Below are 24,858 nucleotides of genomic sequence, written 5' to 3'. Positions count from 1 at the left end.
GCGCGGGAACGACGGGTAACTCAAGCCGCCACATGCGCCCGCACTGCGTGCGCATGCTTTTCCCACACCCGGCTCTTCCACCTCGCATACATCGCCAGCCCGCGCACCCATTCGTCGCAGGTGAACGCGATCCACACGCCAATCAATCCCCAGCCCAAATGCAGGCCCAGCAGCCATGCCAGCGGCACCGCCACGCCCCACATCGAACACACGCCCATCAGCACCGGAAAGCGCGCATCGCCCGTTGCCCGCAGTGAATTGATCACCACCAGATTGAACGTGCGCCCCGGTTCCAGCAGCAGACTGATGCGCAGCAGTACCGCGCCGCCGGCCACAATCGCCGGGTCCTTGCTGAAAAAGCCCAGCAGCCACGGCGCCAGCAGCACCACCACGCAGGTCGTCACCACCGTCACCCCCAGGCCCACGCGCAAGCTGCGCAGCAACTGGCGGTAGGCTTCATCGAACTCGCCGGCGCCGATCATGTGGCCGATCATGATCTCGGTGCTGATGCCGATCGAAATTCCCAGCATCATCATGATCATCGACAGCTGAATCGCATACGAGAACGTCGCCAGCTGGACCACGCCCATTTGCCCGACAAAGTACGTGATCACCATGAAGCTGGCTTGCCAGCACAGATTCTCGCCCGCCGCCGGCAAGCCGATCCTGAGGATGCGCGAGAGCGTATCGCGCGACAGGTTCAGGAACCACGACAGGCGCACGCCCAGCTTGAGCTGGCGCCGCACCAGCCAGGCCAGGGCCAGGCAGGCCACGGCGCGGCTGATGACGGTCGACAGCGCCGCCCCGATCACGCCCATCTTGGGCGCACCCAGCAGGCCGAAAATCAACACCACATTCAAGATCAGATTGAGCACGTTCATGCCGATGGCGACATACATCGCTTCGCGCGTGTGCCCATGCGCGCGCAGTACCGAGCCGAACGCGATATTGATCGATTCGAGGAACAGGGTGCCGCCCATCAGCGCCAGAAACGGCTGGGCGTAGGGCATCAGTTGCGGCGGCAGGTGCAGCAGGCGCAGCATGTCGGCCGAGAACGCCCAGATCGCCAGACTGACCACCACCCCGAGCCAGAAGTTGATACCCACCGCCGTGGCCGCCACGCGCTGGGCGCCGGCATGGTCGCCCGCGCCCAGGTAGTGGGTGAGCACGACCGCGCTGCCGATGCCGACGAACGAAAACAGAATGATGCAAAAGCCGACAATCTGGTTGGCCACCGCCAGCCCGGCCACGGCCGAGTCGCCCAGGTGGCTGACCATGAAGGTATCGACAATCCCCGGCAGAATATGCGAGAGCTGCTCGATGAAGATCGGCCACGTCATGGCGAATAAACTCGCCTGGCGCACTTTGTTAATGTGATTGGAAGACATGCAGAGGTATTTCTCTAAAGGACTGAAAACGTTTCCAAATTATACGCCGCCTGAGTCCGTTTCAAAAAACGCCCTATGTGGTCAGAAAATCCAGTAAAATACCGGGTTGAAGTTGTAGCCCCTAACAAAGGCAGTGCAGGGCGGCCGGTTTCACTGTCGGGCGCCCTTTGTTTTTTCAGATGGAAAGGTGCATTCTCTCGCCGATGATGGCGGTCAATGCGATCCCGCGAGGATGGCGAAATTGGTAGACGCACCAGGTTTAGGTCCTGACGCCAGCAATGGTGTGGGGGTTCGAGTCCCCCTCCTCGCACCACGAGTTTAATACTATTTTTTGGACGATTTTTACAATGGCAACTGCAGTCGAAACCCTGGGTAAACTCGAACGTCGCTTGACGATCTCTTTTCCGCTGACTGACGTCCGTACGGAAGTGGAAAAGCGCCTGAAACAGCAGGCCAAGACGGCCAAGGCACCTGGCTTCCGTCCAGGCAAAGTTCCACTGAAAATGGTCGCGCAGCAATATGGCTACCAGATCGAATCGGACGTGCTCAACGATAAAGTCGGCCGCGCGTTCAATGACGCCGCCAACGAGAACCAGCTGCGCGTTGCCGGTTTCCCAAAAATCGAACCAAAGGAAGATTCCGCCGAAGGCGTGCTGTCGTTCGACGCCACCTTCGAGGTCTATCCTGAAGTCGTCATCGGCGACCTGTCGGGCGTCGAGATCGAAACCGTGAAAGCCGACGTGTCGGACGCGGAAATCGAAAAGACCATCGAAATCCTGCGCAAGCAGCGCGTGCATTACCACACCAAGGGTGAAGCCGGCGAACACGGCGACGGCGGCGAGCCGGTCGCAGCCAATGGCGACCGCGTGACCGTCGACTTCGTCGGCGTGATCGATGGCGTTGAATTCCCAGGCGGCAAAGCTGAAGACTACGCATTCGTGCTCGGCGAAGGCCGCATGCTGCCGGAATTCGAAGCAGCCACCGTCGGCCTGAAGGTCGGCGAAGCAAAAACCTTCCCATTGGCTTTCCCGGTCGATTACCACGGTGCTGACGTGGCCGGCAAAACCGCCGACTTCACCATCACCCTCAAGAAGCTGGAATGGGCGCACCTGCCGGCAGTCGATGCCGAGTTCGCCAAGTCGCTGGGCATGGAAGATGGCGATCTGGAAAAAATGCGCGCCGACATCAAGGTCAACCTGGAACGCGAAGTCGCGGGCCGCGTCAAGGCACGCAACAAGGAAGCCGTGATGGATGCCCTGGTCAAGGTCACCGACATGGAAGTTCCTAAAGTCATGATCGCCCAGGACGCCGAGCGTCTGGCCGAAATGACCCGCCAGGACATGGCGCAGCGCGGCATGGATGTCAAGGACATGCCATTCCCGCAAGACCTGTTCGCCACCAAGGCCGAGCGCCGCGTGCGCCTGGGCCTGATCCTGTCGCAACTGGTTGGCGACAACAAGCTGCAGGCTACCCCTGAGCAGGTCAAGGCGCAGATCGAAGATTTCGCCCAAAGCTACGAAGATCCGCGTGAAGTACTCAAGTACTATTACAGCGATCGCCGCCGCCTGTCGGAAGTCGAAGCTCTTGTATTGGAAGAAAACGTCGTTAACTATGTACTCGGTATCGCGAAAGTCACAGCCAAGGCTGTTGCATTCGACGAGTTGATGGGAAGCAACGCACAAGCTTAAAGTCTGCTTTAGGCTGCTTACAAAGGAAGAGACAGGTATGAACCATAATCCGGCATTGGATACACAAGCACTCGGCCTCATTCCGATGGTCGTGGAGCAGAGCGGCCGCGGCGAGCGCTCGTACGATATTTACTCGCGCCTGCTCAAGGAACGTGTGATTTTCATGGTCGGGCCGGTGCATGACCAGATGGCCAACCTGATCGTCGCCCAGCTGCTGTTCCTCGAGAGCGAGAATCCGGACAAGGATATTTCGCTCTACATCAACTCGCCTGGCGGATCGGTTTCGGCCGGCCTGGCGATCTTCGATACGATGAACTTCATCAAGCCGGACGTGTCGACCCTGTGCACCGGGATGGCCGCGTCGATGGGTGCTTTCCTGCTGGCCGCTGGCGCCAAGGGCAAGCGTTTCTCGCTGCCGAATTCGCGCATCATGATTCACCAGCCGTCGGGTGGCTCGCAAGGGCAGGCCTCGGACATCGAAATCCAGGCCAAGGAAATCCTCTACCTGCGTGAGCGCCTGAACCATATCCTGGCCGAACGTACGGGCAAGACGATGGAACAGATCCACAAGGATACCGACCGCGATCGTTTCATGTCGGGCGAGGAAGCCGCGGAATATGGTCTGATCGACAAAGTCCTTGCGAAGCGCGAATAAATCGTCAGCGCGGGTCGTGTCGGGCAACCGTAGCGAGCCTGTCCGTTCTTGCCGCGCGTCGCGCCGCCCTGTGCAAGCAGGGCGCGCCACGCCGGTTCAGGAACTGGCTGTGCAGCAGGTAGGCCGGGACGTCCTCAGGTGTTGCTCAAAAAACGCCCGTGCGCTACAACGTTCGGGCGTTTCGTTTTTATTTCGGGTAGCATGCTGATAGCGCGCCCCCTTGTTGCGCGTCGGTTCGCGTTACATTTATAGCAATTCAATAGAAACCTGCCCCATGTCAGACAAAAAATCCTCCAGCGGCGAAAAACTCCTCTACTGCTCGTTCTGCGGCAAGAGCCAGCACGAGGTGAAGAAACTCATCGCAGGTCCATCCGTCTTCATTTGCGACGAATGCATCGACCTGTGTAACGACATCATCCGCGACGAGACCTCGAACGTGGAAACGGTGGCCGGCGCCAAGTCCGACCTGCCGACCCCGAACGAAATCAAGGAATTGCTGGACCAGTACGTGATCGGCCAGCAAACCGCCAAGCGCATCCTGTCCGTTGCGGTCTACAACCATTACAAGCGCCTCAAGCACCTGGGCAAGAAGGATGAAGTCGAACTGGCAAAGAGCAACATCTTGCTGGTCGGTCCTACCGGTTCGGGCAAGACCCTGCTGGCGCAGACGCTGGCGCGCATGCTCAACGTGCCGTTCGTGATCGCCGACGCCACCACCCTGACCGAAGCCGGTTATGTGGGCGAAGACGTCGAGAACATCATCCAGAAGCTGCTGCAAAGCTGCAATTACGAAGTCGACAAGGCTCAGCGCGGCATCGTCTACATCGATGAAATCGACAAGATTTCGCGCAAATCGGACAATCCGTCGATTACCCGCGACGTGTCCGGCGAAGGCGTGCAGCAAGCCTTGCTGAAACTGATCGAAGGCACGATGGCATCGGTACCGCCACAAGGCGGGCGCAAGCATCCGAACCAGGATTTCGTCCAGATCGACACGACCAACATCATGTTCATCTGTGGCGGCGCGTTCGACGGCCTGGTCAAGATCATCCAGAACCGTTCCGAAAAGAGCGGCATCGGCTTCTCGGCCAGCGTCAAGAGCGAATCGCAGCGCGCCAGCGCCGACGTGCTGCTCGAAGCCGAACCGGAAGACCTGATCAAGTTCGGCCTGATTCCGGAACTGGTGGGCCGCCTGCCGGTGGTTGCCGCCCTGTCGGAACTGACTGAAGAAGCGCTGATCCAGATTCTGATCGAGCCGAAGAATGCGTTGATTAAACAGTATTCCAAGTTGCTGGAAATGGAAGGCGCGGAACTGGAAATCCGTCCGGCCGCCTTGCATGCGATTGCCCGCAAGGCACTGGCACGCAAGACCGGTGCGCGCGGTTTGCGTTCCATTCTTGAACATGCACTGCTCGATGTGATGTACGAATTGCCAAATCAGCAGAATGTCATCAAGGTCGTTATCGATGAAAATTCGATCACGAACGGCGCCAAACCTTTACTGATTTACAGCGAAAGCGCAAAAGCATCGGGCGAAAACTGAAATTCTGCGCTCCGCACGCAACAAAAGCATTGATTCCTGAATTCTTGGCGGTACAATTTACCTCAATAAAAGAATCAGGCTTCACTCGAAAAGCCACTCGCAGCGGAACCGCTGCGCGGTGGCTTTTTTATTTGATGTTCCGATAAAATTTTTTTAGATTATTCCGGTTGTATTTGAATCAAGTTGATGAATTGTTCAAATAACTTGTAGAAATATTTTATCTGCCGGTCTTGTGTTTTGGCAGTCAGTGCCAACATCGTAAACACGCTTTCTATAAGGTATGCCATGACAACTTCCAAATTAACCGAGCAAACGACGCTGCCCTTACTGCCGTTGCGCGACGTGGTCGTCTTCCCGCATATGGTGATCCCATTGTTCGTCGGCCGTCCGAAATCCATCAAGGCGCTGGAAGCAGCCATGGAGCAGGGCAAGAGCATCATGCTGGCCGCCCAGAAGGCCGCCGCCAAAGACGAGCCATCCGCGTCCGACATCTACGAGATCGGTTGCGTGGCGAACATCCTGCAAATGCTCAAGCTGCCCGACGGCACCGTCAAGGTGCTGGTCGAAGGCGCCCAGCGTGCGCGCATCAACCACATCAGCGATGCGCCGACGCACTTCATCGCGGACCTGACCCCGCTCAGTTCGGAAATCGGCGACGATTCCGAAGTCGAGGCGATGCGCCGCGCGATCGTCCAGCAGTTCGACCAGTACGTTAAACTGAACAAGAAGATTCCACCTGAAATCCTCGCTTCGCTGGCAGGGATCGACGATGCCGGCCGCTTGGCCGATACGGTCGCCGCCCATCTGCCGCTCAAGCTTGAGCAGAAGCAGGTGATCCTCGAAATCTTCAACGTCGCCAAGCGTCTTGAGCATCTGCTCGGCCAGCTCGAAGGCGAGCTCGACATTCTGCAAGTGGAAAAACGCATCCGCGGCCGCGTCAAGCGCCAGATGGAAAAATCGCAGCGCGAGTACTATCTGAACGAGCAGGTCAAGGCGATCCAGAAAGAACTGGGCGAGGGCGAAGATGGCGCCGATATCGACGAACTCGAGAAAAAAGTCATCGCCGCCAAGATGCCGAAGGAAGCGCTGGACAAGGCTACCAACGAACTCAAGAAGCTCAAGCTGATGTCGCCGATGTCGGCTGAAGCCACTGTCGTGCGCAACTACATCGACACCCTGGTCAATCTGCCGTGGAAGAAAAAGTCCAAGGTCAATAACGATCTGTCGAACGCCGAAAAAGTGCTCGAAGGCGATCACTATGGTCTGGACAAGGTGAAAGAACGCATTCTGGAATACCTCGCGGTCCAGCAACGCGTCGACAAACTGAAAGCGCCGATCCTGTGCTTCGTCGGTCCTCCGGGCGTGGGCAAGACCTCGCTCGGCCAATCGATCGCCAAGGCCACCAACCGCAAGTTCGTGCGCATGGCCCTGGGCGGCGTGCGCGACGAAGCCGAGATCCGTGGCCACCGCCGCACGTATATCGGTTCGATGCCGGGCAAGGTGCTGCAATCGCTGGCGAAAGTCGGCGTGCGCAACCCGCTGTTCCTGCTCGATGAAATCGACAAGATGGGCGCGGATTTCCGCGGCGATCCGTCGTCGGCCCTGCTCGAAGTGCTGGACCCGGAACAGAATCACACGTTCTCGGACCACTACATCGAAGTCGACTTCGATCTGTCGGACGTGATGTTCGTGGCGACCTCGAATTCGTTCAACATTCCGCCGGCCCTGCTCGACCGCATGGAAGTCATTCGCCTGTCCGGTTACACGGAAGATGAAAAGACCAGCATCGCCCAGCGTTACCTGCTGCCCAAGCAGATCAAGGCCAATGGCCTGAAGGAAGAAGAAATCGCCGTCGCTGAAGGCGCGATCCGCGACATCATCCGTTACTACACCCGGGAAGCCGGCGTGCGATCGCTTGAGCGCGAAATCTCGAAGATCTGCCGCAAGGTGGTCAAGATGCTGCTGTTGAAAAAGGCCGATAAAAAGGTCACGGTCAACAACAAGAACGTCGACAAGTTCCTGGGCGTGCGCCGTTACGATTTCGGCGTGGCCGAGAAAGAAAACCAGATCGGCCAGGTGGTTGGCCTTGCATGGACCGAAGTGGGCGGCGATCTCTTGACCATCGAGGCGGTGCAAATGCCGGGCAAGGGCGGCGTGATCCGCACCGGTACCCTGGGCGACGTGATGAAGGAATCGATCGAAGCGGCGCGCACCGTGGTGCGTTCGCGCGCCAACCGGCTCGGCATCAAGAATGACGTGTTCGAAAAAGCCGACATTCACATTCACGTGCCGGAAGGCGCGACGCCGAAAGATGGTCCATCGGCCGGTATCGCGATGACCACCGCGCTGGTGTCGGTATTTACCGGCATTCCGGTACGCGCCGACGTGGCGATGACGGGCGAGATCACCCTGCGCGGCGAAGTGCTGCCGATCGGCGGCCTGAAAGAGAAGCTGCTGGCGGCGCATCGCGGCGGCATCAAGACGGTGCTCATTCCGGAGCAGAACGTCAAGGACCTGGCCGAGATTCCGGACAACGTGAAGAACAAGCTCGAAATCGTTCCGGTTCGCTGGATCGACAAGGTGCTCGAAATCGCGCTGGAACGCATGCCGACGGCAGTGGTGGAAGTACCCGCCGTCGCCGCTGTGGCAGCGACCACCCAGGTCGATGGCGCGGCTCCGCAAACGGACATCGTCAAGCACTAAACCTGCAGTAGCGCAGTACCCAAGCAAGCGTCTTCGGACGCTTGTTTCTTTTTTGGCCAGGCGCTTGGGTTTGTATTTGGCTTGACAGGCAGATGGACGGCTTGTTTAATACGCGCTGCGGATTTCTTTTCGCCGCACATCTTATGTAACGGGGCACAAGTGAACAAAACAGAATTGATCGAAGAAATCGCGAAGTCGGCGGACATCACCAAGGCCTCGGCCACGCGCGCGCTCGACGCGATGATCGATGCCGTCACCGCCAGCCTGCAGAAGAACGACAGCGTGACCCTGGTCGGCTTCGGCACCTTCTCGGTGGGCGAGCGCGCCGCGCGTACCGGACGCAATCCACGCACCAAGGAAGCGATCAAGATCGCGGCCGCGAAAGTTCCTAAATTTAAAGCTGGTAAAGCGCTTAAAGATGCAGTAAACTAATGTCCTTCGGTGAGGTGACAATCACCGGAAAATGTCGGAAGCACTTGGTGACACAAGTGTGCTTACGGGGGTTTAGCTCAGTTGGTAGAGCAGCGCCCTTACAAGGCGCGGGTCGGGAGTTCGAGCCTCTCAGCCCCCACCAGAGCCTGGCATGTTGTACAGTATTTTTTACGGAGTGGTAGTTCAGTTGGTTAGAATGCCGGCCTGTCACGTCGGAGGTCGCGGGTTCGAGTCCCGTCCGCTCCGCCAATAAAAAATACGAAGTTGATTTGAGGAGTGGTAGTTCAGTTGGTTAGAATGCCGGCCTGTCACGTCGGAGGTCGCGGGTTCGAGTCCCGTCCGCTCCGCCAATGAAAAAGAAGAAACGATTTAGGAGTGGTAGTTCAGTTGGTTAGAATACCGGCCTGTCACGTCGGGGGTCGCGGGTTCGAGTCCCGTCCGCTCCGCCAGCATATAGCAGTACGATGGTGCAGTTCCCGAACGGGAAGTGCGCCGGGGTTCAGGAGTCGCCAGCATGCCGATTCCATGGTTCGCACAAGGCGGCCGGGTCCTGGCAGTCCTGTCAAAAAAAAAGAAGAGGCGAACGAAAGTTCGCCTTTTTTTATATGTGCGTCTCAATCGCATTCAATCGCAATTTTATTTATCTCGAATTGGCAAACCATGTTTGAATTTATTCGTAATCACAAGCGCTGGATCCAGGTCATGCTCGTATTGCTGGCAGCCTCGTTCCTGGTCGTCGGTGGAATGGCCACCAACGAAAACACCGACAGTACCATCGAAGTGGCGAATGTGAACGGCAAGAAGATCACGCAGCCCGAATGGGAAGATGCCCAGCGCAAGCAGATCGACCGCTATCGCGCCATGATGGGTGCGCAGTTCGACCAGAAGCGCTTCGATACGCCTGAATTCAAGCGTGAGATCCTCAATAACCTGGTCGCGCAGCGCGCCGTGGAAACCGAAATCGACCGCAGCCACCTGACGGTGGGCGACGATGTGCTGGTCAACACGATCCAGCAGGATGAGAATTTCCATACCAACGGCAAGTTTGACGTGGAAGTGTACAAGGCCGCGCTGAACAACGCGCGCATGACGGCGCCCCAGTACGAAGATAGCCTGCGCCGCAGTTTCGCGCTGCAGCAACTGACCGGCACCGTGCAGGAAACGGCATTCGTTCCGCGCGCCATCGCCTCGCGCCTGTCCGACATGTTCGACCAGGAACGCGAAGTGCAGGAAATGCTGTTCCCGGCCAAGGAGCAGCAAGCCCAGGTCAAGGTCACCGACGAGATGGTCAAGGCCTTCTACGACAAGAATGCCGCCCTGTTCCAGATTCCGGAAAAGGTCAAGATCGAATACATCATGTTCGACGCCGCCGCGGTCGAGGGCCTGGTCAGCGTGACCGATGCCGAAGTGAGCGAGTTCTACAAGAGCAACGTGAAGCGCTACACCACGCCGGAAGATCGCCAATACAGCCACATCATGTTCACCGTCGCCAAAGGCGCGAGCGCTGCCGACAAGGCCGCCGCCAAAGCCAAGGCCGACGCCGTGCTGGCCGAGCTGCGCAAGGCGCCGGAGAGTTTTGCCGAGGTTGCCAAAGCCAAGTCGCAAGACGTGGCCACGGCCGAGCAGGGCGGCGATCTGGGCCAGGCGAAGAAGGGCGAGTTCCTCAGCGCCGCGCTGGAACCGGCCGTCTTCAAGCTCAAGCAGGGTGAAATCAGCGACGTGGTGGAATCGGAATCCGGTTACCACATCCTGACCGTGACCAAGCTGGTTCCCGAGGTCGTCAAGCCGTTCGACGAAGTCAAGGATGCCATCGTTGCCGAAGTCAAGAAGCCGAAGATGTCGAAGAAGTATTCGGAACTGGCGCAGGTCTTCAGCGAGACCGTGTACGACCAGTCTGATAGCCTGAAACCGGCCGCGGACAAGCTCAAGCTGAAGATCGAAACGATCGACAACCTGTCGCGCACGCCGAATCCGGCCCTGGGAAATGCACCGTTCAACAACGTCAAGTTCCTGAACGCGGTGTTCTCGGATAGCGTGCTCAAGAACAAGCACAATACCGATGCCATCCAGGCCACGCCAAGCACGCTGATCGCTGCCCGGGTACTGGAGTACAAGCCGGCGACCAAGCGTCCGCTGGCCGAAGTCGACACCGTCATCCGTGCCCGCGTGGCTGAGCAGGAAGCGGCCAACCTGGCCAAGAAAGCCGGCGAAGCGAAGATCGCTGCCGCCAAGACCAGCGGCGACGCCGCCGGTTTCGGCGAAGCCAAGGTAGTGAGCCGTGCCGCGCCGACGGGCATCAACCCGACCGCGCTGACCGCCGTTCTGAAGGCAGACACGAGCAAGCTGCCAGCCTATGTTGGCGTGGACCTGCCGGGCATCGGCTACGGCGTCTATCGCATCGGCAAGGTCGCGCAAGCAGCCAAGCCGGACGTGGCGCGCCGCGCAGCGGAGCAGCAGGACATTGCCCAGCGTATTGGCCAGGCTGAGATGCATAATTACATCGATGCGCTCAAGCAAAAAGCCAAGGCCAAGGTCACGGTCAAGACTGAAGTCGCCGCAGCCGATACGCCAGCTGTCCCTGCGGTGAAGTAATCGCTGTTCAGGCAGATAAAAACCCGGTCGCTCGCGCTGCCGGGTTTTTTTTCGCCTCTCATCGCCCCTTGAGGCTTAGCGTTGGCCTCATTGAGGGGGGCCGTTGGCGATGCCTGCTATTGGCTTGTCGTCCGGTGCCAGCATGGCACGGCCATAATGCCGCAGGATTACGCATTTCACTATTATGATTGGCAAGAAGAACGCAACGATGACTGCCCATTGTGCGAGCACCGCGACAAGATTGAATTGCGTCGCTTTGTCAAGAATGAGGTTGCCCGCGACGACTGCGGTCATCGCCCACATCGCAGCAGCCGCCGCGCCCAGTCCGATCATGCGCGACGCCGATGCCTGAATACATTGAAGCGCAATGGCATGACCTGTAACTGCGCTTATCAGGACCAATGGCGTCATCGTGTAGCTCGGCTCAAAGACGCGGATTTCTGTCCACACCGGATGCACGTAAAAACTATTTCCCTGAAAGATAATGAGCAAGAGCGAGGGGAGTGTGGCGAAGATAGCGGCTCCGCGCCGGCGAATATCGGTACCTGTGGCGGATTGATTGGCGAATTGGGCGGCAGGGGGGCGGTAGGGAGAATTCAAGGCGTTTCCGAGGGCAGGTGTTGGCAACATCCAGCATAACCGATTAATTTGGAGCGCATTACATGTTATATGAAGGCGAACGATTCGAAACATCCTTGCGAAAACCGGCCGGGTGGAACGATCATATTTATCGGTATTGCGAATTTATCGGGATCGATACCGAGGGCGGGAATGTGGATTCCACTTTTATCGGCTGCACCATTGAGCGCTGCACGTGGTATTGGGGCCTGTTTAATTGCGCGCTGTTCGTCAACGTAAAATTCACGGACTGTACATTTCGCGGTACCAGCTTTGCAGGATGCAAGTTCGTCGAGTGCGAGTTCGTCGATTGCCATTTTGTGAAAGACAATCTGAACGGCGTCTGCTCGTTCAATGATAACGCTTGGTACAAATGCACGCAGACCCGTTGCCCAGGTCTTGAAGCCGAGTTTCTCAGCAGGCCTCCGGCATCGAGGCGTCCTGTGGCAAAATACGCGAAAGGACGAGCCTAAGCAGCAGGCCGATGCGGTCCGATTCAAGGAAACAGATGCAGAAATTGATGTCGGAATTGACGAGGTTATACCTGCCCGAAGGTAGCTTGTCGCCAGAAACGCTGGCGCAGCGCCGGTTGGGCCAATCCTCCCTTGCGATCGATTCGGCGGACGATACCGGCCGCACGCGTGCCATCGTCATCGCCTTCCGAAAAACGCCCGGTGCCGAAGAAGCGCAGCACTGGATGCGCCTGTGCACGCTGGCAAACGCCTTGCAGGCCGAGCTTGGCTTTCCCGCGCCGGCAGTCAGTATTTCGGGTGCCAATGGCTACTACCTGTGGATGTCGCTGGACACGCCCACGCCGGTCGCCCGGGTTCAAACGTTTCTGGAATTGCTCCGCCGGGCCTACACCCCGGACATGGACGTGCTTGCGGACGCGGCCAGCGCCCCGGTGGAATTGCCGCCTTGCCTCGACCCGCACAGCGGCAAGTGGGCCGCATTCATCGATCCGGGCCTGGGCGCTTCCTTTGCCGACGAGTCCGGGCTGGAAATGCCGCCGCCGCTGGCAGGCCAGGCAGCGCTGCTCGAGCGCGTGGAGCGCATCAGCGCCAAACAGTTCCAGCATGCCCTCGACGTACTCGAACAGGCGCATGGTGCGCCCGTCAAGGCGAGCGTCAGCGTGCCGCCACGCGAGCCTGCCCCCAGCGCCGATGGCTTGCTGCTGCGCGACGCCACGCTGGAAGACATCGTGCGCTTCCTGCATTCAAAAAACATCGAACCGACATTCCGGCATCTTATTTCGTGAATAAAAGGGGCTGACGAAGTCTCAGCTCCAGCCATCCTCGTCAAGCACCTCAAGCGACAACTGTTCGCACAGCAGCGTAAATTCATCCTTCGCATCGGCCCGTACCAGGAGCGCGTTCCAGTTGTCGTCATCGTCGTCGTTGAGGACGAACAACTGCTGGCCTTGCCCGGCCGCCCATGCCTGCAACCTCGACAGGATCTTGCTGATGCGGGCAGGGCCCTCCGGCGGCGGCGGCGGTGGCGTGAATCCGGGCAAGCCGCGCGCGGCGCACATGGCCACCACATGGTCGGCCAGCGACTCGTCGTCCTTCAAGTCCGCCTGCGCGCCATAACCCAGCCCGGCCAGCACCTCCATCGCGCTGCACAGCGCCGGCATGCTCTTGCGCTTCTTCAGCCCCTTGTGCGCCTTGGTGACGATGTCGGCCTGCTCGTTGCAGGCCAGCTCCAGCCAGCGCACGTACGCCTCGGCAGGCTTGAGGGAGTAGACTTTTTTCGGCTGCAGGTGCGGCGAAGGCGGAATTTCCGGTCCCGCGCCAGCACCCGTGGCGCGCCACGCATCGCGCTTGCCGCGCACGTGTTCACGGTAATAGTCGACCAGCTCGCGCGGATAGTAGGGCAGGTCGCGGAAGGTGCTGTCGTCGATATCGTAGGCACACACCGCCAGCGCAATCTCGAACGGGAAATGCAGGAAGATATGTTTGCCTGCGGCCGGCGCTTCACGGTAGCCGGATGGCTTCATCAGTTTCGGCCACTGGCGCATGCATGCTTCCAGTGCGCGCGTGCGCGCAGGTTCGTCCAGCAGCAGCGCATCGATGACCGCTTCGTCTTTCGGCTCCGAGAACGTTGGATCGTATTCCTTGGCGTACGACGTCGATGGAACAAATGCCTTGAGCATCATGTCGAACAACACCGGGCCGTCCTCGCGCGTGAACCAGGTGTCGGCGCGCGCCAGTTCCGTGCCCTTGTCGTCGAAGCAGACGAAGGCAAACAGCCACAGCAAGGCCCATGGTTCGCCCGCATCAATCAGCACGTCATGCTCCGGGAACAGCTTCTTGCTCGTTTCCTGCGTGCTGCGCAAGGTGGGCAGCATGTCGTCCACGAACCAGGCACGGATGCTGTCGAGCGAGTCGCCGCGCCCGAAACGGTGCAGCAGACATTTTTGCTGATAGCGGGGAATGGTCAGCAGTTCGTACTGATTGAACGAATTTTCCGGCTCTTCCGCATAGCGGCGCAGGGGAAAAGCGACGCTGGTGTCGGCGTCGCCGACATGGGATTCCATCTCGGCAGGCGTGCTGCTCAGGTTACGCGGTGTGCTCATGCGGTCAAGTTGTCAAAGGTTGTTCACGCGGCATTCAAATGGTGCGCCGCGGCCAGGAAATCCGCCTCGCCGATATCGTCCAGCTGCACCACCTCGGCCTTGCCGACCTGGATGAAATTGCGGTCGATCGAGCGCAGGTAAGCCGGATCGTAGTGCGCGGCCAGCAATTCGTCCACCAGCACCGGCATCTGCCCGCCGCTGGCCAGCGCGTGCCAGCTGTCGATCTTGTCGCGTCCGTGCAGCAGCGTCAGGCAGTCGAGCTGCGTATTGAGCGTGTCCGGACTCTCGGTGAAATGCTGGTAGTCTTCCATCAGCAGGCGCACCCGGTTCGGCCGCGACAGCATCAACGACACGCACGACGATTGCCGCATCTTGTTCATCAACGCGTCCGGCACGCGCAACTGGCCGACCTTCTTGCTTTCCGATTCCACGAACACGGGCCGGGCCGGATCGAAGCGGCGCAGTTTTTCCCAGATGAGGGTTTCGAACATCTTTTGCGACGGCTGCGGCTTGCTCGGCAGATTGCCCAGCACCGAGCCGCGGTGCGCGGCCAGCTGTTCCAGGTCCAGCACCTGCGCGCCGATCGAATCGAGCACCTGCAGCAGGCGGCTCTTGCCGCTGCCCGTGGTGCCGCAGATAACCTTCAATTCCGGCACGGGCGTTTCCAGCAGCGCCGCGCTGACATACGCGCGGTACGCCTTGTAGCCGCCGTCGAGCTGCACCGACGGCCAGCCGATCTTGGCCAGGATCAGCGCCATCGAGCCGCTGCGGTTGCCGCCACGCCAGCAATACACCAGCGGCCGCCATTCCTTGGGCTTGTCCAGCCACAGCGTTTCGATATGGCGCGCGATGTTCTTGGCCACCAGCGCCGCGCCGACCTTCTTGGCCTCGAAGGCGTTGATCTGCTTGTACATGGTGCCCACCCGCACGCGCTCCGGGTCGCTCAGGACCGGGCAGTTGATGGCGCCGGGAAGATGGTCGAGGGCGAACTCGGACTCGCTGCGCGCGTCGATGATGCAGTCGAACTGGTCGAGCTGCGGCAGCAGCGAAGCAAAATTCTCCAGGGCGGGATATTTCATCGGGATTTCACCAGTGCGAGGAAATGAGGCCAGATGTTCGCCAGGATGACCGGATGGGCCTGGGCGTTCGGATGCAGGCGGTCGGGCTGGAACAGCGCCGGCTTGTCGGCCACGCCGTCGAGCATGAACGGCACCAGCGGCGCCTTGTACTGGGTCGACAGCGACTTGTACATACCGAAGAAACGCTCGGTGTAATCGCGCCCGTAGTTGGGCGGAATGCGCATGCCGACCAGCAGCACGCGCGCCTTGTTCTTCTGCGCCAGCTCGATCATGGTGCGCATATTGGTTTCGGCGGCCGGCACCGGCAGGCCGCGCAGGCCGTCGTTGGCGCCCAGTTCGATGACCACGATGTCCGGCTTGTGCTGCGTGAGCAGGGCCGGCAGGCGCGCGCGGCCGCCGCTGGTGGTTTCGCCGCTGATGCTGGCGTTGACGATGGCGGCGTCGATTTTTTCAGCCTTGAGTTTCTGCTCCAGCAGCGCGACCCAGCCGGCGCCGCGGCTCAGGCCATACTCGGCGGAGAGACTATCGCCCAGCACAAGCACGGTTTTTGGTGCAGAATAGGCGCTCGCCGAGGCGGCCAGCATCAGCAGCCCGCAAACAGACCATTTTTTGAGATAAACAAGCATGCGTGACATTCCTGACTCTTCCAATCGTTACGTAAGTGACCATGCAAAGGCGCCGGCGGCGATCGAGGTGATCGGCCTGTCGAAACGGGTGGCCGACGCCAGCGGCGAGCTCACCATTTTGCACAGTGTGGATTTTACAGTGCAACCGGCCGAGACGCTCGCGATCGTGGGCGCGTCCGGTTCGGGCAAGTCGACCTTGCTTGGGCTGCTTGCCGGCCTGGACACGCCATCGTCCGGCAAGGTGATCCTCGCCGGCGACGATATCTTCGCGCTCGATGAAGATGGCCGCGCCAGCCTGCGCAAGGCCAAGCTGGGCTTCGTATTCCAGTCGTTCCAGTTGCTGGCGCACTTGAATGCGCTGGAAAACGTCATGTTGCCGATGGAATTGCGCGGCGAAAGCGACGCCAAGGAAAAGGCGGCGGCGATGCTGGGACGGGTAGGGCTGTCGAGCCGCCTGAAGCATTATCCGAAATTTTTGTCGGGCGGCGAGCAGCAGCGCGTGGCCCTGGCGCGCGCGTTCGTTACCGAGCCGCCGCTGCTGTTCGCCGACGAGCCGACCGGCAGCCTCGATGCGGCCACCGGCGAGGCGGTGATTCAGCTGATGTTCGAATTGAACCGCGAACGCGGGTCGACCCTGGTGCTGGTCACGCACGATCCGTCGATTGCGGCGCGTTGTGGACGGACGATTACGATTGCGGGTGGGCGGTTGGTTTAGGTCTAGCGGTTTCCGTTAGCCACCGAACCATAATCCGTCGTTCCCGCGCAGGAAGTCGTTTCTGCCAATAGCAGGAACGACGGAGCAAGGTGTAGCGAATTGACGAAACGGTGCCTCAGCGCGCCAGCGCATTGAGCACCGCGCGCGCCGCCACCGGCAACTCGCCCGCCGTCAAGCCAATCGGCCCGCTCCCTTGCGCCACCAGCCGGTCGGCCGCCGCGCCATGCACCCACACCGCGCCGAGCGCCGCCTCCCACGCCTGCCACCCTTGCGCCAGCAAACTGCCGCAGATCCCCGCCAGCACGTCACCGCTGCCCGCCGTCGCCAATCCCGCGTTCCCGGTCGGATTGATCACCGCCGCCCCACTGGCATTCGCAATCACGCTGCCCGATCCCTTGAGCACCACCACCGCATTCAAACGCGATGCCAGTTCGCGCGCCGCGGCCAGCCGGTCGCCCTGAACAACGCCGCTGGTCACGCCCAGCAGCCGCGCCGCCTCCAGCGGATGCGGCGTCAGGATCGCCGGCGCCACGCGCTGCGCCAGCCGTCCCTGCAAGTCCGGACTGGCCGCGAGCAGGTTAAGCGCATCGGCATCGAGCACCAGCGGCGCCGTGCCTTCGAGCGCCTTGAACAGCACCCGCATGGCGGTGACCGAGTCGCCCATGCCCGGCCCGATCACGAGCGTGCCTTCGCCGCTGTCGAACTCCTGGGCGTCGCGCATCATGATTTCGGGCTGGCCGCCATCGACCGCAGCCACCGGGTCGATGGCGGCCACAAACACCCGCCCGGCCCCGCAAAACAGGGCCCCGCGCGCCGCCAGCAGGGGCGCGCCACCCATGCCTTTGGCGCCGCCGACCACGGCCACATCGCCAAAGCTGCCTTTATGGCTGTTATGCCGGCGCGGCGCGAGGTGGCGCGCAAACAGCGCCGGCTCGTTCAGGCGCGCCCCGGCTGGCGGCCGCTGGCCCGGATCGATGCCGAGCGGCGCCACCTGCACCTGGCCGGCGTAGTCGCGTCCTTCATACGTATGCAGCCCGGGCTTGTCGGCGATGAAGGTAATCGTGCGCGTGGCGTGGATCGCAACGCCGTCCGGGCCGATCACGGCGCCGGTATCGGCATCGAGCCCGCTCGGTACATCGAGCGCCAGCACCGGCCGTCCGAGTGCATTGATGGTCTCGACCAGCGAACGCATCTCGCCAGCCAGCGGGCGCGCCAGGCCGATGCCGAACAGGCCATCGACGATCAGGCCCCAGTCGCGCCCCAGCGGCAGGGTATCGACAAAGTGCGCCTTGCTGGCGCGCGCGCGGGCCAGCGCCTGCGCTGTTTCGGGCGAGGGCGCCGCCGCGCCGGGAAGATGCAGTACCGTGACATCGGCGTCAAGATCGGTGTTGGCACCGGCCAGGTTGGCCGCCACTTCGAGCGCGTCGCCGCCATTGTTGCCCGGGCCAGCCAGCACCAGCACCTTGCGCCGGGCCAGCATGTCGCGCGCGGCGCCGGTGGCCGCTTCGCCGGCGCGCTGCATCAGCGTGCCGGCCGGCAGGGCCGCTGCCATGGTCTGTTCGATACTGCGGATTTCGGCCACGTTGTACAGTGATTTCATCATAACTCCGTTGCAAAGGCACCAATATTGTGCCAATTTCAATGCGCTGCGACTAAAATTTCGGGTTGGGCACTACAATATGCGCCATTCCAAACACATTTAAGGACGGCACATGGATTGGCAATTCTGGATCGATCGCGGCGGCACATTTACCGACATCGTGGCGCGTCAGCCCGACGGCAGCCTGGTGACCCATAAATTGTTGTCCGAAAATCCGGAGCAATACAGCGATGCAGCCGTCGCCGGCATCCGCCACCTGCTTGGCCTGCGGGCCGGCGATCCGATACCGGTCGAGGCTATCGAGGCGGTCAAGATGGGCACCACTGTCGCCACCAACGCACTGCTCGAACGCAAGGGCGAGCGCACGGCGCTGGCCATCACGCGTGGCTTTCGCGACGCGCTGCGCATAGCGTATCAGAACCGGCCGAAATTGTTCGATCGTCATATCGTGCTGCCGGAACTGCTGTACAGCCACGTGGTGGAAATCGATGAACGCATGGGCGCCCACGGCGACGTGCTCACCCCACTCGACGACGACGCCACCCGCGCCGCCCTGCAAACAGCCTATGACGACGGCGCCCGTTCGCTGGCAATCGTCTTCATGCACGGCTACCGCTACACCACGCACGAAGCGGCGGCCGCGCGCATCGCCCGCGCCATCGGCTACACCCAGGTCTCGGTCTCGCACGAAGTGAGCCCGATGATGAAACTGGTTGCACGCGGCGACACCACCGTCGTTGACGCCTACCTCTCGCCGATCCTGCGCCGCTACGTCGACCAGGTGGCCGCCGAGATGCCCACCGTGAACCTGCAGTTCATGCAGTCGAACGGCGGCCTCACCGACGCCCGTGCCTTCCAGGGCAAGGACAGCATCTTGTCCGGACCGGCCGGCGGCATCGTCGGCATGGCGCGCGCCAGCCAGTTGGCCGGCTTCGACAAGGTGATCGGCTTCGACATGGGCGGCACCTCGACCGACGTATCGCACTTTTCGGGCGAATTCGAGCGCGTGTTCGAGACCCAAGTCGCGGGCGTGCGCATGCGCGCGCCGATGATGAGCATTCACACCGTGGCCGCCGGCGGCGGCTCGCTCCTGCATTTCGACGGCAGCCGCTATCGTGTCGGCCCGGACAGCGCCGGCGCCAATCCGGGGCCGGCCAGCTACCGGCGCGGCGGACCGCTCGCGGTCACCGATTGCAACGTCATGCTGGGCAAAATCCAGCCCGCGCATTTCCCGCGCCTGTTCGGCCCCGATGCCAACCAGCCGCTCGACCCGGAGCGCGTGCGCGCGCTGTTCCTCGCGCTGGCGCAGAAGATTGGCGCCGCCACCGGCGCCACGCCGGCACCGGAGCAGGTGGCCGAAGGCTTCATCCAGATCGCGGTCGGGAACATGGCCAACGCGATCAAGCAGATCTCGGTGCAGCGCGGCCACGACGTGACCGACTATGCACTCACCAGTTTCGGCGGCGCCGGCGGCCAGCACGCCTGCCTGGTGGCCGACGCCCTCGGCATGAAGACGGTGTTCGTGCACTCGCTGGCCGGCGTGCTGTCGGCCTACGGCATGGGCCTGGCCGACCAGCGCTCCATGCGCGAGCGCGCGGTCGAACTGCGCCTGGCCGACACCACCCCCGATATGCTGGCCGGCTATCTGCACGCCCTCGGCGAAGGCCTGACCCGCGAACTCACGCATCAGGGCGTGGCCGCTTCGCGCATCCGCCTGGTGCGCCGCGTTCACCTGCGCTACGAAGGCACCGATTCGGCCATCATCGTCCTGTTCGATAATCCCGATCGCATGAAGAACCAGTTCGAGGCGGCCTACAAGAAGCGCTTCTCGTTCCTGATGCCGTCGAAGGCGATGGTGGTCGAGGCGGTCTCGGTCGAAGCCATCGGCGCATCCGACGCGCCGGCCGAGAACCTGGCCGTGCTGCCCACGCGCGAGGCACCGCTCAAGGCGCGCGAGACGGTGCGCATGTTCGGCGCCGACTCGTGGCACAACACGGGCTTGTACAAGCGGGCCGACATGCGCCCGGGCGACGTGATCAAGGGCCCGGCCATCGTCGCCGAAGACAACGCCACCACCGTGGTGGAACTGGGCTGGCAGGCGAAAGTCACGCCGCACAACCACCTGGTGCTGACCCGGATCGAAGCGCTGCCCGCGCGGCGCGCCATCGGCACCACGGCCGATCCGGTGATGCTGGAGATCTTCAATAATTTGTTCATGTCGATTGCCGAGCAAATGGGGCTGCGCCTGCAGAACACCGCGTACTCGGTGAACATCAAGGAGCGGCTGGACTTCAGCTGCGCGATTTTTGATGCCGCCGGCAACCTGATCGCCAATGCGCCGCACATGCCGGTGCATCTGGGCTCGATGGGCGAATCGATCAAGACCGTCATGACCGAAAACGCCGGCAAGATGCGTCCGGGCGATGTCTTCATGCTCAACGACCCGTACCACGGCGGCACCCATCTGCCCGATGTGACGGTCATTACGCCGGTGTTCGATGAGGCGGGCGCCGCGATCCTGTTTTACGTCGGCTCGCGCGGTCACCACGCCGACATCGGCGGCACCACGCCAGGGTCGATGCCGCCGGACTCGGTGTTCATCGAGCAGGAAGGCGTATTGATCGATAACTTCAAGCTGGTCGACGGCGCCGATGGCTTGCTGCGCGACGCGGAAGCCCGCGCTCTCTTGTCCGGCGCGCGCTACCCGGCGCGCAATCCCGACCAGAACATGGCCGACCTGCGCGCGCAGGTGGCGGCCAACCAGAAGGGTGTGGACGAACTGCGCAAGATGGTCGCGCACTTCGGGCTGGCCGTCGTGCAGGCTTACATGGGGCACGTGCAGGACAACGCCGAAGAAGCGGTGCGGCGCGTGATCACGGCGCTCAAGGACGGCGACTTCACCACCGACCTCGATAACGGCGCCCGGATCCAGGTTGCCATTCGGGTCGACCAAGCCACCCGCAGCGCGACGATTGACTTCAGCGGCACCTCGCCGCAGCTGGCCAACAACTTCAACGCGCCGTCGGCGGTGTGCATGGCGGCGGTGCTGTATGTGTTCCGCACGCTGGTGGATGATGAAATTCCGCTCAACGCTGGCTGCCTGAAACCGCTGAAGGTGATCATTCCGCCGGGCTCGATGCTCAATCCGCACTATCCGGCGTCGGTCGTATCGGGGAACGTGGAAACGTCGACCTGCATCACCAACACGCTGTACGGCGCGCTCGGTGTCATGGCCGCCTCGCAGGGCACGATGAACAATTTCACGTTCGGGAACGCCAAATACCAGTATTACGAAACCATTTCGGGCGGCTCCGGCGCCGGCGAGGGCTACAACGGCACCGACGTGGTCCAGACCAACATGACCAATTCGCGCCTGACCGACCCGGAAATCCTGGAATTCCGTTTCCCGGTGCGGCTGGAAAGCTATGAGATCCGGCCCGGTTCGGGCGGGGCAGGGCGCTGGCACGGCGGTAACGGCGGGGTGCGCAAGGTGCGCTTCCTGGAGCCGATGACGGCGGCGATCCTGTCGAATAACCGTATCCATGCGCCGTTCGGCATGGCTGGCGGCAGCCCGGGCGCATGCGGAGTGAACAGCGTGGTGCGGGCCGACGGCAGCGTCGAGCTGCTCGCGCATATCGGCAAAACCGAGATGGCGGCAGGCGACCTGTTCGTGATCGAAACGCCGGGTGGAGGCGGATTTGGAGATTCGTGCTCCAAAAATTTGTGAAATTGGCTACACTTATGGATTGGTACACAATTTAGTGTCAGATCAATAAGGGTTGCATTTTGGAATCACATGAGCAAAACGGCCCTCGGCGGGTAGAACCGAGCCTGCTGCCGGAAAACGAGCCGGCACCTGCTGCGCCGCCAGTACCTCCCGAGCCGGCGCCGCCTGCCCCGGCGCCTGCGGACCCGGATGGTCCGCCGGTGTTGTTGGGTATCGCGCCGCAGGAGAGGGCGCCCGCGGGCGACTGGATCGGCGCGGCGGTGGCCTGGGGCGGCAGTGTGGCTGCCCTGGCGGCGCTCGTCGGCGCCGGGTTCTGGTTCTATTCGGAACGCAAGGTCGACAATGCCATGCATGCCGTGGCGATGAGCGCGAAGGTCGATGCCACGGCGTCGGCCAAGCCAGTGGTCAAGACGCCGCCGGCCGCTGCGGTTCCTCCGACAGTCCCCGAACCGGTACCCGACAATACGTCGCCGCCGCCGGGCCGCATCACGCCCGCGCCGGAACCGGTGCCGCCGCTGGTCGTCTTGCCGCCCGAGCCGGAAAAACCAGCCGCGCCGGTTGTCAAGCAGCCGGTTGAGCCTGCACCCGCGCCGAAACCTGCGCATCCGCCTGCTGCCGCGGTGGTGAAAAAGGCGATGCCGGCCAAGCCAGACGTCAAGGCCAAGCCGCCTGCGGTCGTTTTGAAAAAGCCGGTGGTCAAGCCGAAGGCGCCTGTCGCTTCTGCCAAGCCGGTCGCAAAGAAGAACGCACCGCCGGTGGTGGCGAAAGCGGGCGCGAAGAAGAAGCCGGCTGCCGTGGCGCCTGTCAAACCTGGCCTCAAGGCCAAGGTGGCGCCGAAACCGGTAACAAAGCCTGCAACCAAGCCGGGGACCAAGCCGGCGGCGAAAGCCAAACCTGCGCCCGCCAAGACAAGCGCAAGGCAGGAGCCGCCGTTCAAGCTGCACACGCCCGCCAACGCCAAGCCGTGCAAGAGCGGGGCGCTGGCACGCGAGTGCTGAACCCTCGTTCCAGGTGATGCATTTGCCGCTGGTCTGGTGGCGCGGTAGCAGGAACTACGTCGAAATGCCGTACTTGCGCTGGGCGCTGTGGTAATCCTCGGTCAGGCCCGGAAGCAGGGGATTGGCCGGGTCGATCTTGCGGATGGCGTCGATCTGGGTGTTGCATGTCTCGGCCAGCGGATGATCCCAGCCCAGGTCTTCGAGCTGGCGCAGGATCGCCTTGGCCAGCGCCACCATGACCTGCACGTTCTTCGGCGCCATGTGCTGGGCTTCGAGCAGGGTCTGCACCGCGCCTTTCACGTCGCCCATATTGCCTTTTTCGGCGGCCAGGTCGAGCAGTTCCTGCACCTGGGTCATCAGGCGCGAGTTCATGCCTTCGGCCAGATCGGGCCGGCCGGCCTTGACGAACACGCTCATCGCATCCTGCATCGACACGTCGCTGTCGACGTCGTTCATGACCGTCAGCATGACTTCCGCCGCAGCATTGTCGAGCCGGTTCGACAGGCAGGTGCGCGCCAGGTCGATCTTGAGCTCGCTCGACAAGCCCTTCGACAGCCGCACCGCCGCCACCGCCGCATTGAGTTCCGTCACTGCGGCCGAGGTATTGCCGGCCGACTCATGCAGCAGCGCCACCGAAATGGACTTGCAGGCATCGATGGCGGCATTGCCGCGCAGGGACTTTTCCATGTCGCGGATGACGCTGCCGGCCTGGTTGGTGTCGCCTTTCTTGAGCAGGGTCTTGACCAGCTTGACGTGGTCTTCCGGGTCGCGAAATTCCGAGTATTTGGAGCGCGATACCACCTGTTTGAACGATTTTTCCGCCACCACCACGTCGCCCGCTTCCAGCGCCACCTCGCCCAGGCGGCGCAGGCGGCGCACCATGTGCGGCGAAATCGCCACCGCTTCTTCCAGGATCTTCTGGGCGCGATAGGCGGCGCCGTTCATTTCGTGGCACTTGGCCAGCAGATCGTAGGCGGCCATGAACTTGGGGTTGTCTTCGATGAGCTTTGTGACAACGTTCTCGGCTTCTTCAATCTTGTCTTGCGCGAACAGCACGCGCGCCAGGCCCAGGCTGGCCCAGCCGATCGGCTTGCTGGCCAGGATGCCGCTGTAGATATCCTCGGCCTGCGGCAGTTCGTCGAGCGCCACATGCATGTCGGCGCGCAGCCTTGCAAAATCGGCCACATAGCGCGGGTGATTCGCTTCTCCGGTCGCGGCCGACCTGATCGCCTCGCGCAGATTGCCCTGGGCGATCAGGTTGTAGGTCGGCAGGAACACAGCGCGGCGCTCGATGGCGCGGTTGATGCGCTGGCTGAGCATGTCCACCGTGAACGGCTTGAGGATGTAGTCGGTCGGGGTCAGTTCGGCGGCGCTGACCACCTTGCTATAAACACCCTCCGAGGTAATCATGATGAAAATGGTCGACAGCCCGATCAGCTTGTGATGGCGCATGTCTTCCAGCAGCTGCTGGCCATCCTGGCCGTTGTCGCTGCCCCCACCGCCGTCGAGGTCGTATTCGCACAGGATCAGGTCGTAGCTGCGCTTGCCGACCTGTTTGATCGCCGTGCTGGCGTTGACGGCAAATTCGATTTTCGTGATGCTGGACTGCACCAGCATGTTCTGCAGGCTGCCGCGCATGCCCGGGTTCGGGTCGATTACCAATACGGACAAGTTGCTGTTATCTTGCATCTTTTCACTCTCGTGCCCCCATGAACGGGGTTTCAGCACTATTAACGGTTCGTGCGGGAAACTCTTGAAACCCTACGATACGCTAATGTTCCCGCTGGCGGCAACAGGCACACGAGGCGGTGAGGCGAATACGCCGCGCTGTCGGGGTAGCAACACGGTATAATGTCGGCCTAAAGGATTTCAGCCTTACCCAGATTAGTGCCTTCATTACCTTTAACCCCGCAGCCTCG

The 24,858-nt window shown here is 61.5% G+C and carries 18 protein-coding genes and 5 tRNA genes; 16 read left to right on the top strand and 7 right to left on the bottom strand.

The window, feature by feature from the left end; translation table 11 throughout:
* Positions 1-20 precede the first annotated feature (20 nt).
* On the bottom strand, positions 21-1,388 hold the full coding sequence (locus RBA40_RS16950; protein WP_306648964.1) for an MATE family efflux transporter: 1,368 nt from the start codon (positions 1,386-1,388) through the stop codon (positions 21-23).
* A gap of 226 nt (positions 1,389-1,614) precedes the next feature.
* Between RBA40_RS16950 and RBA40_RS16945 the strand changes: the two genes are divergently transcribed.
* From RBA40_RS16945 to RBA40_RS16895, 11 genes are all read left to right on the top strand, one after another.
* Positions 1,615-1,701, top strand: a tRNA-Leu gene (locus RBA40_RS16945).
* A gap of 34 nt (positions 1,702-1,735) precedes the next feature.
* Complete coding sequence (gene tig, locus RBA40_RS16940) at positions 1,736-3,076, top strand: trigger factor (protein ID WP_306648963.1); 1,341 nt, start codon at positions 1,736-1,738, stop codon at positions 3,074-3,076.
* A 37-nt stretch (positions 3,077-3,113) separates the two neighbouring features.
* Positions 3,114-3,731 carry an ATP-dependent Clp endopeptidase proteolytic subunit ClpP gene (clpP, locus tag RBA40_RS16935; RefSeq protein WP_166879491.1) on the top strand — a complete coding sequence of 206 codons (618 nt, stop codon included), beginning with the start codon at positions 3,114-3,116 and terminating at the stop codon, positions 3,729-3,731.
* 274 nt (positions 3,732-4,005) lie between these two features.
* Positions 4,006-5,274 (top strand): ATP-dependent Clp protease ATP-binding subunit ClpX, encoded by a 1,269-nt coding sequence (gene clpX, locus RBA40_RS16930; protein WP_099879298.1) that lies wholly within the window; start codon positions 4,006-4,008, stop codon positions 5,272-5,274.
* A 285-nt stretch (positions 5,275-5,559) separates the two neighbouring features.
* Positions 5,560-7,977 carry an endopeptidase La gene (gene lon, locus RBA40_RS16925; protein ID WP_374710507.1) on the top strand — a complete coding sequence of 806 codons (2,418 nt, stop codon included), beginning with the start codon at positions 5,560-5,562 and terminating at the stop codon, positions 7,975-7,977.
* 159 nt (positions 7,978-8,136) lie between these two features.
* Positions 8,137-8,409: a non-specific DNA-binding protein Hbs gene (hbs, locus tag RBA40_RS16920; protein WP_054262580.1), complete on the top strand. Its 273-nt coding sequence runs from the start codon at positions 8,137-8,139 to the stop codon at positions 8,407-8,409.
* A 66-nt stretch (positions 8,410-8,475) separates the two neighbouring features.
* Positions 8,476-8,551: transfer RNA gene (locus RBA40_RS16915), tRNA-Val, on the top strand.
* Between the two features lie 30 nt (positions 8,552-8,581).
* Positions 8,582-8,658: transfer RNA gene (locus RBA40_RS16910), tRNA-Asp, on the top strand.
* A 24-nt stretch (positions 8,659-8,682) separates the two neighbouring features.
* Positions 8,683-8,759, top strand: a tRNA-Asp gene (locus tag RBA40_RS16905).
* A gap of 22 nt (positions 8,760-8,781) precedes the next feature.
* Positions 8,782-8,858, top strand: a tRNA-Asp gene (locus RBA40_RS16900).
* Positions 8,859-9,069: 211 nt separating this feature from the next.
* Positions 9,070-11,001 carry a SurA N-terminal domain-containing protein gene (locus RBA40_RS16895; RefSeq protein ID WP_306648962.1) on the top strand — a complete coding sequence of 644 codons (1,932 nt, stop codon included), beginning with the start codon at positions 9,070-9,072 and terminating at the stop codon, positions 10,999-11,001.
* An 87-nt stretch (positions 11,002-11,088) separates the two neighbouring features.
* Here the strand turns inward: RBA40_RS16895 and RBA40_RS16890 are convergent, their stop codons facing one another.
* Positions 11,089-11,601, bottom strand: a complete 513-nt coding sequence (locus tag RBA40_RS16890; protein WP_306648961.1) for a hypothetical protein — start codon at positions 11,599-11,601, stop codon at positions 11,089-11,091.
* Between the two features lie 62 nt (positions 11,602-11,663).
* On the opposite strand from RBA40_RS16890, the gene RBA40_RS16885 reads away from it, so the two are divergent.
* Together RBA40_RS16885 and RBA40_RS16880 are read left to right on the top strand one after the other, a co-directional pair.
* On the top strand, positions 11,664-12,092 hold the full coding sequence (locus RBA40_RS16885) for a pentapeptide repeat-containing protein (protein ID WP_306648960.1): 429 nt from the start codon (positions 11,664-11,666) through the stop codon (positions 12,090-12,092).
* Positions 12,093-12,127: 35 nt separating this feature from the next.
* Positions 12,128-12,877, top strand: coding sequence for a hypothetical protein (locus tag RBA40_RS16880; protein ID WP_306648959.1), 750 nt, complete (start codon positions 12,128-12,130; stop codon positions 12,875-12,877).
* A 21-nt stretch (positions 12,878-12,898) separates the two neighbouring features.
* On the opposite strand, the gene RBA40_RS16875 is transcribed toward RBA40_RS16880, so the two are convergent.
* Genes RBA40_RS16875 through RBA40_RS16865 form a run of 3 tightly spaced genes read right to left on the bottom strand, consistent with a single transcriptional unit; the run spans position 12,899 to position 15,899 of the window.
* Positions 12,899-14,194 (bottom strand): PoNe immunity protein domain-containing protein, encoded by a 1,296-nt coding sequence (locus RBA40_RS16875; protein WP_306648958.1) that lies wholly within the window; start codon positions 14,192-14,194, stop codon positions 12,899-12,901.
* 23 nt (positions 14,195-14,217) lie between these two features.
* Positions 14,218-15,273, bottom strand: a complete 1,056-nt coding sequence (gene mnmH, locus RBA40_RS16870) for a tRNA 2-selenouridine(34) synthase MnmH (protein WP_306648957.1) — start codon at positions 15,271-15,273, stop codon at positions 14,218-14,220.
* Positions 15,270-15,899, bottom strand: coding sequence for an arylesterase (locus tag RBA40_RS16865; protein WP_374710506.1), 630 nt, complete (start codon positions 15,897-15,899; stop codon positions 15,270-15,272). Before RBA40_RS16865 ends, mnmH begins: the two co-directional genes overlap by 4 nt.
* Here RBA40_RS16865 and RBA40_RS16860 point away from each other — a divergent pair.
* A complete protein-coding gene (locus RBA40_RS16860; protein WP_099882717.1) occupies positions 15,898-16,614 on the top strand; it encodes an ABC transporter ATP-binding protein in 717 nt (238 codons plus the stop codon). The two genes, RBA40_RS16865 and RBA40_RS16860, sit on opposite strands and share 2 nt — an antisense overlap.
* 115 nt (positions 16,615-16,729) lie before the next feature.
* Here RBA40_RS16860 and RBA40_RS16855 read toward each other — a convergent pair whose 3' ends face one another.
* Positions 16,730-18,214, bottom strand: coding sequence for an NAD(P)H-hydrate dehydratase (locus tag RBA40_RS16855; RefSeq protein ID WP_306649039.1), 1,485 nt, complete (start codon positions 18,212-18,214; stop codon positions 16,730-16,732).
* A 112-nt stretch (positions 18,215-18,326) separates the two neighbouring features.
* On the opposite strand from RBA40_RS16855, the gene RBA40_RS16850 reads away from it, so the two are divergent.
* Together RBA40_RS16850 and RBA40_RS16845 are read left to right on the top strand one after the other, a co-directional pair.
* On the top strand, positions 18,327-21,941 hold the full coding sequence (locus RBA40_RS16850; RefSeq protein ID WP_306648955.1) for a hydantoinase B/oxoprolinase family protein: 3,615 nt from the start codon (positions 18,327-18,329) through the stop codon (positions 21,939-21,941).
* Positions 21,942-22,141: 200 nt separating this feature from the next.
* Positions 22,142-22,939, top strand: coding sequence for a hypothetical protein (locus RBA40_RS16845; protein ID WP_306648954.1), 798 nt, complete (start codon positions 22,142-22,144; stop codon positions 22,937-22,939).
* Between the two features lie 54 nt (positions 22,940-22,993).
* On the opposite strand, the gene RBA40_RS16840 is transcribed toward RBA40_RS16845, so the two are convergent.
* Positions 22,994-24,610 (bottom strand): tetratricopeptide repeat-containing response regulator, encoded by a 1,617-nt coding sequence (locus RBA40_RS16840; protein WP_306648953.1) that lies wholly within the window; start codon positions 24,608-24,610, stop codon positions 22,994-22,996.
* Between the last annotated feature and the right edge of the window lie 248 nt (positions 24,611-24,858).

This window comes from Massilia pseudoviolaceinigra (genome assembly GCF_030846505.1).
Classification (GTDB): domain Bacteria; phylum Pseudomonadota; class Gammaproteobacteria; order Burkholderiales; family Burkholderiaceae_D; genus Telluria_A; species Telluria_A violaceinigra.
The sequence above is the reverse complement of the archived record's forward strand: the minus strand, read 5'-3'. Positions and strand labels throughout refer to the sequence as shown.

Excerpts from the sequence above, each read along its gene's own strand:
- RBA40_RS16875 (WP_306648958.1), bottom strand. The coding sequence starts at position 14,194 with ATGAGCACACCGCGTAACCTGAGCAGCACGCCTGCCGAGATGGAATCC.
- RBA40_RS16860 (WP_099882717.1), top strand. The coding sequence starts at position 15,898 with ATGCGTGACATTCCTGACTCTTCCAATCGTTACGTAAGTGACCATGCA.
- RBA40_RS16880 (WP_306648959.1), top strand. The coding sequence starts at position 12,128 with ATGCAGAAATTGATGTCGGAATTGACGAGGTTATACCTGCCCGAAGGT.
- RBA40_RS16885 (WP_306648960.1), top strand. The coding sequence starts at position 11,664 with ATGTTATATGAAGGCGAACGATTCGAAACATCCTTGCGAAAACCGGCC.
- RBA40_RS16895 (WP_306648962.1), top strand. The coding sequence starts at position 9,070 with ATGTTTGAATTTATTCGTAATCACAAGCGCTGGATCCAGGTCATGCTC.
- clpP (WP_166879491.1), top strand. The coding sequence starts at position 3,114 with ATGAACCATAATCCGGCATTGGATACACAAGCACTCGGCCTCATTCCG.
- clpX (WP_099879298.1), top strand. The coding sequence starts at position 4,006 with ATGTCAGACAAAAAATCCTCCAGCGGCGAAAAACTCCTCTACTGCTCG.
- RBA40_RS16865 (WP_374710506.1), bottom strand. The coding sequence starts at position 15,899 with ATGCTTGTTTATCTCAAAAAATGGTCTGTTTGCGGGCTGCTGATGCTG.
- mnmH (WP_306648957.1), bottom strand. The coding sequence starts at position 15,273 with ATGAAATATCCCGCCCTGGAGAATTTTGCTTCGCTGCTGCCGCAGCTC.
- lon (WP_374710507.1), top strand. The coding sequence starts at position 5,560 with ATGACAACTTCCAAATTAACCGAGCAAACGACGCTGCCCTTACTGCCG.
- RBA40_RS16850 (WP_306648955.1), top strand. The coding sequence starts at position 18,327 with ATGGATTGGCAATTCTGGATCGATCGCGGCGGCACATTTACCGACATC.
- RBA40_RS16950 (WP_306648964.1), bottom strand. The coding sequence starts at position 1,388 with ATGTCTTCCAATCACATTAACAAAGTGCGCCAGGCGAGTTTATTCGCC.
- RBA40_RS16855 (WP_306649039.1), bottom strand. The coding sequence starts at position 18,214 with ATGAAATCACTGTACAACGTGGCCGAAATCCGCAGTATCGAACAGACC.
- tig (WP_306648963.1), top strand. The coding sequence starts at position 1,736 with ATGGCAACTGCAGTCGAAACCCTGGGTAAACTCGAACGTCGCTTGACG.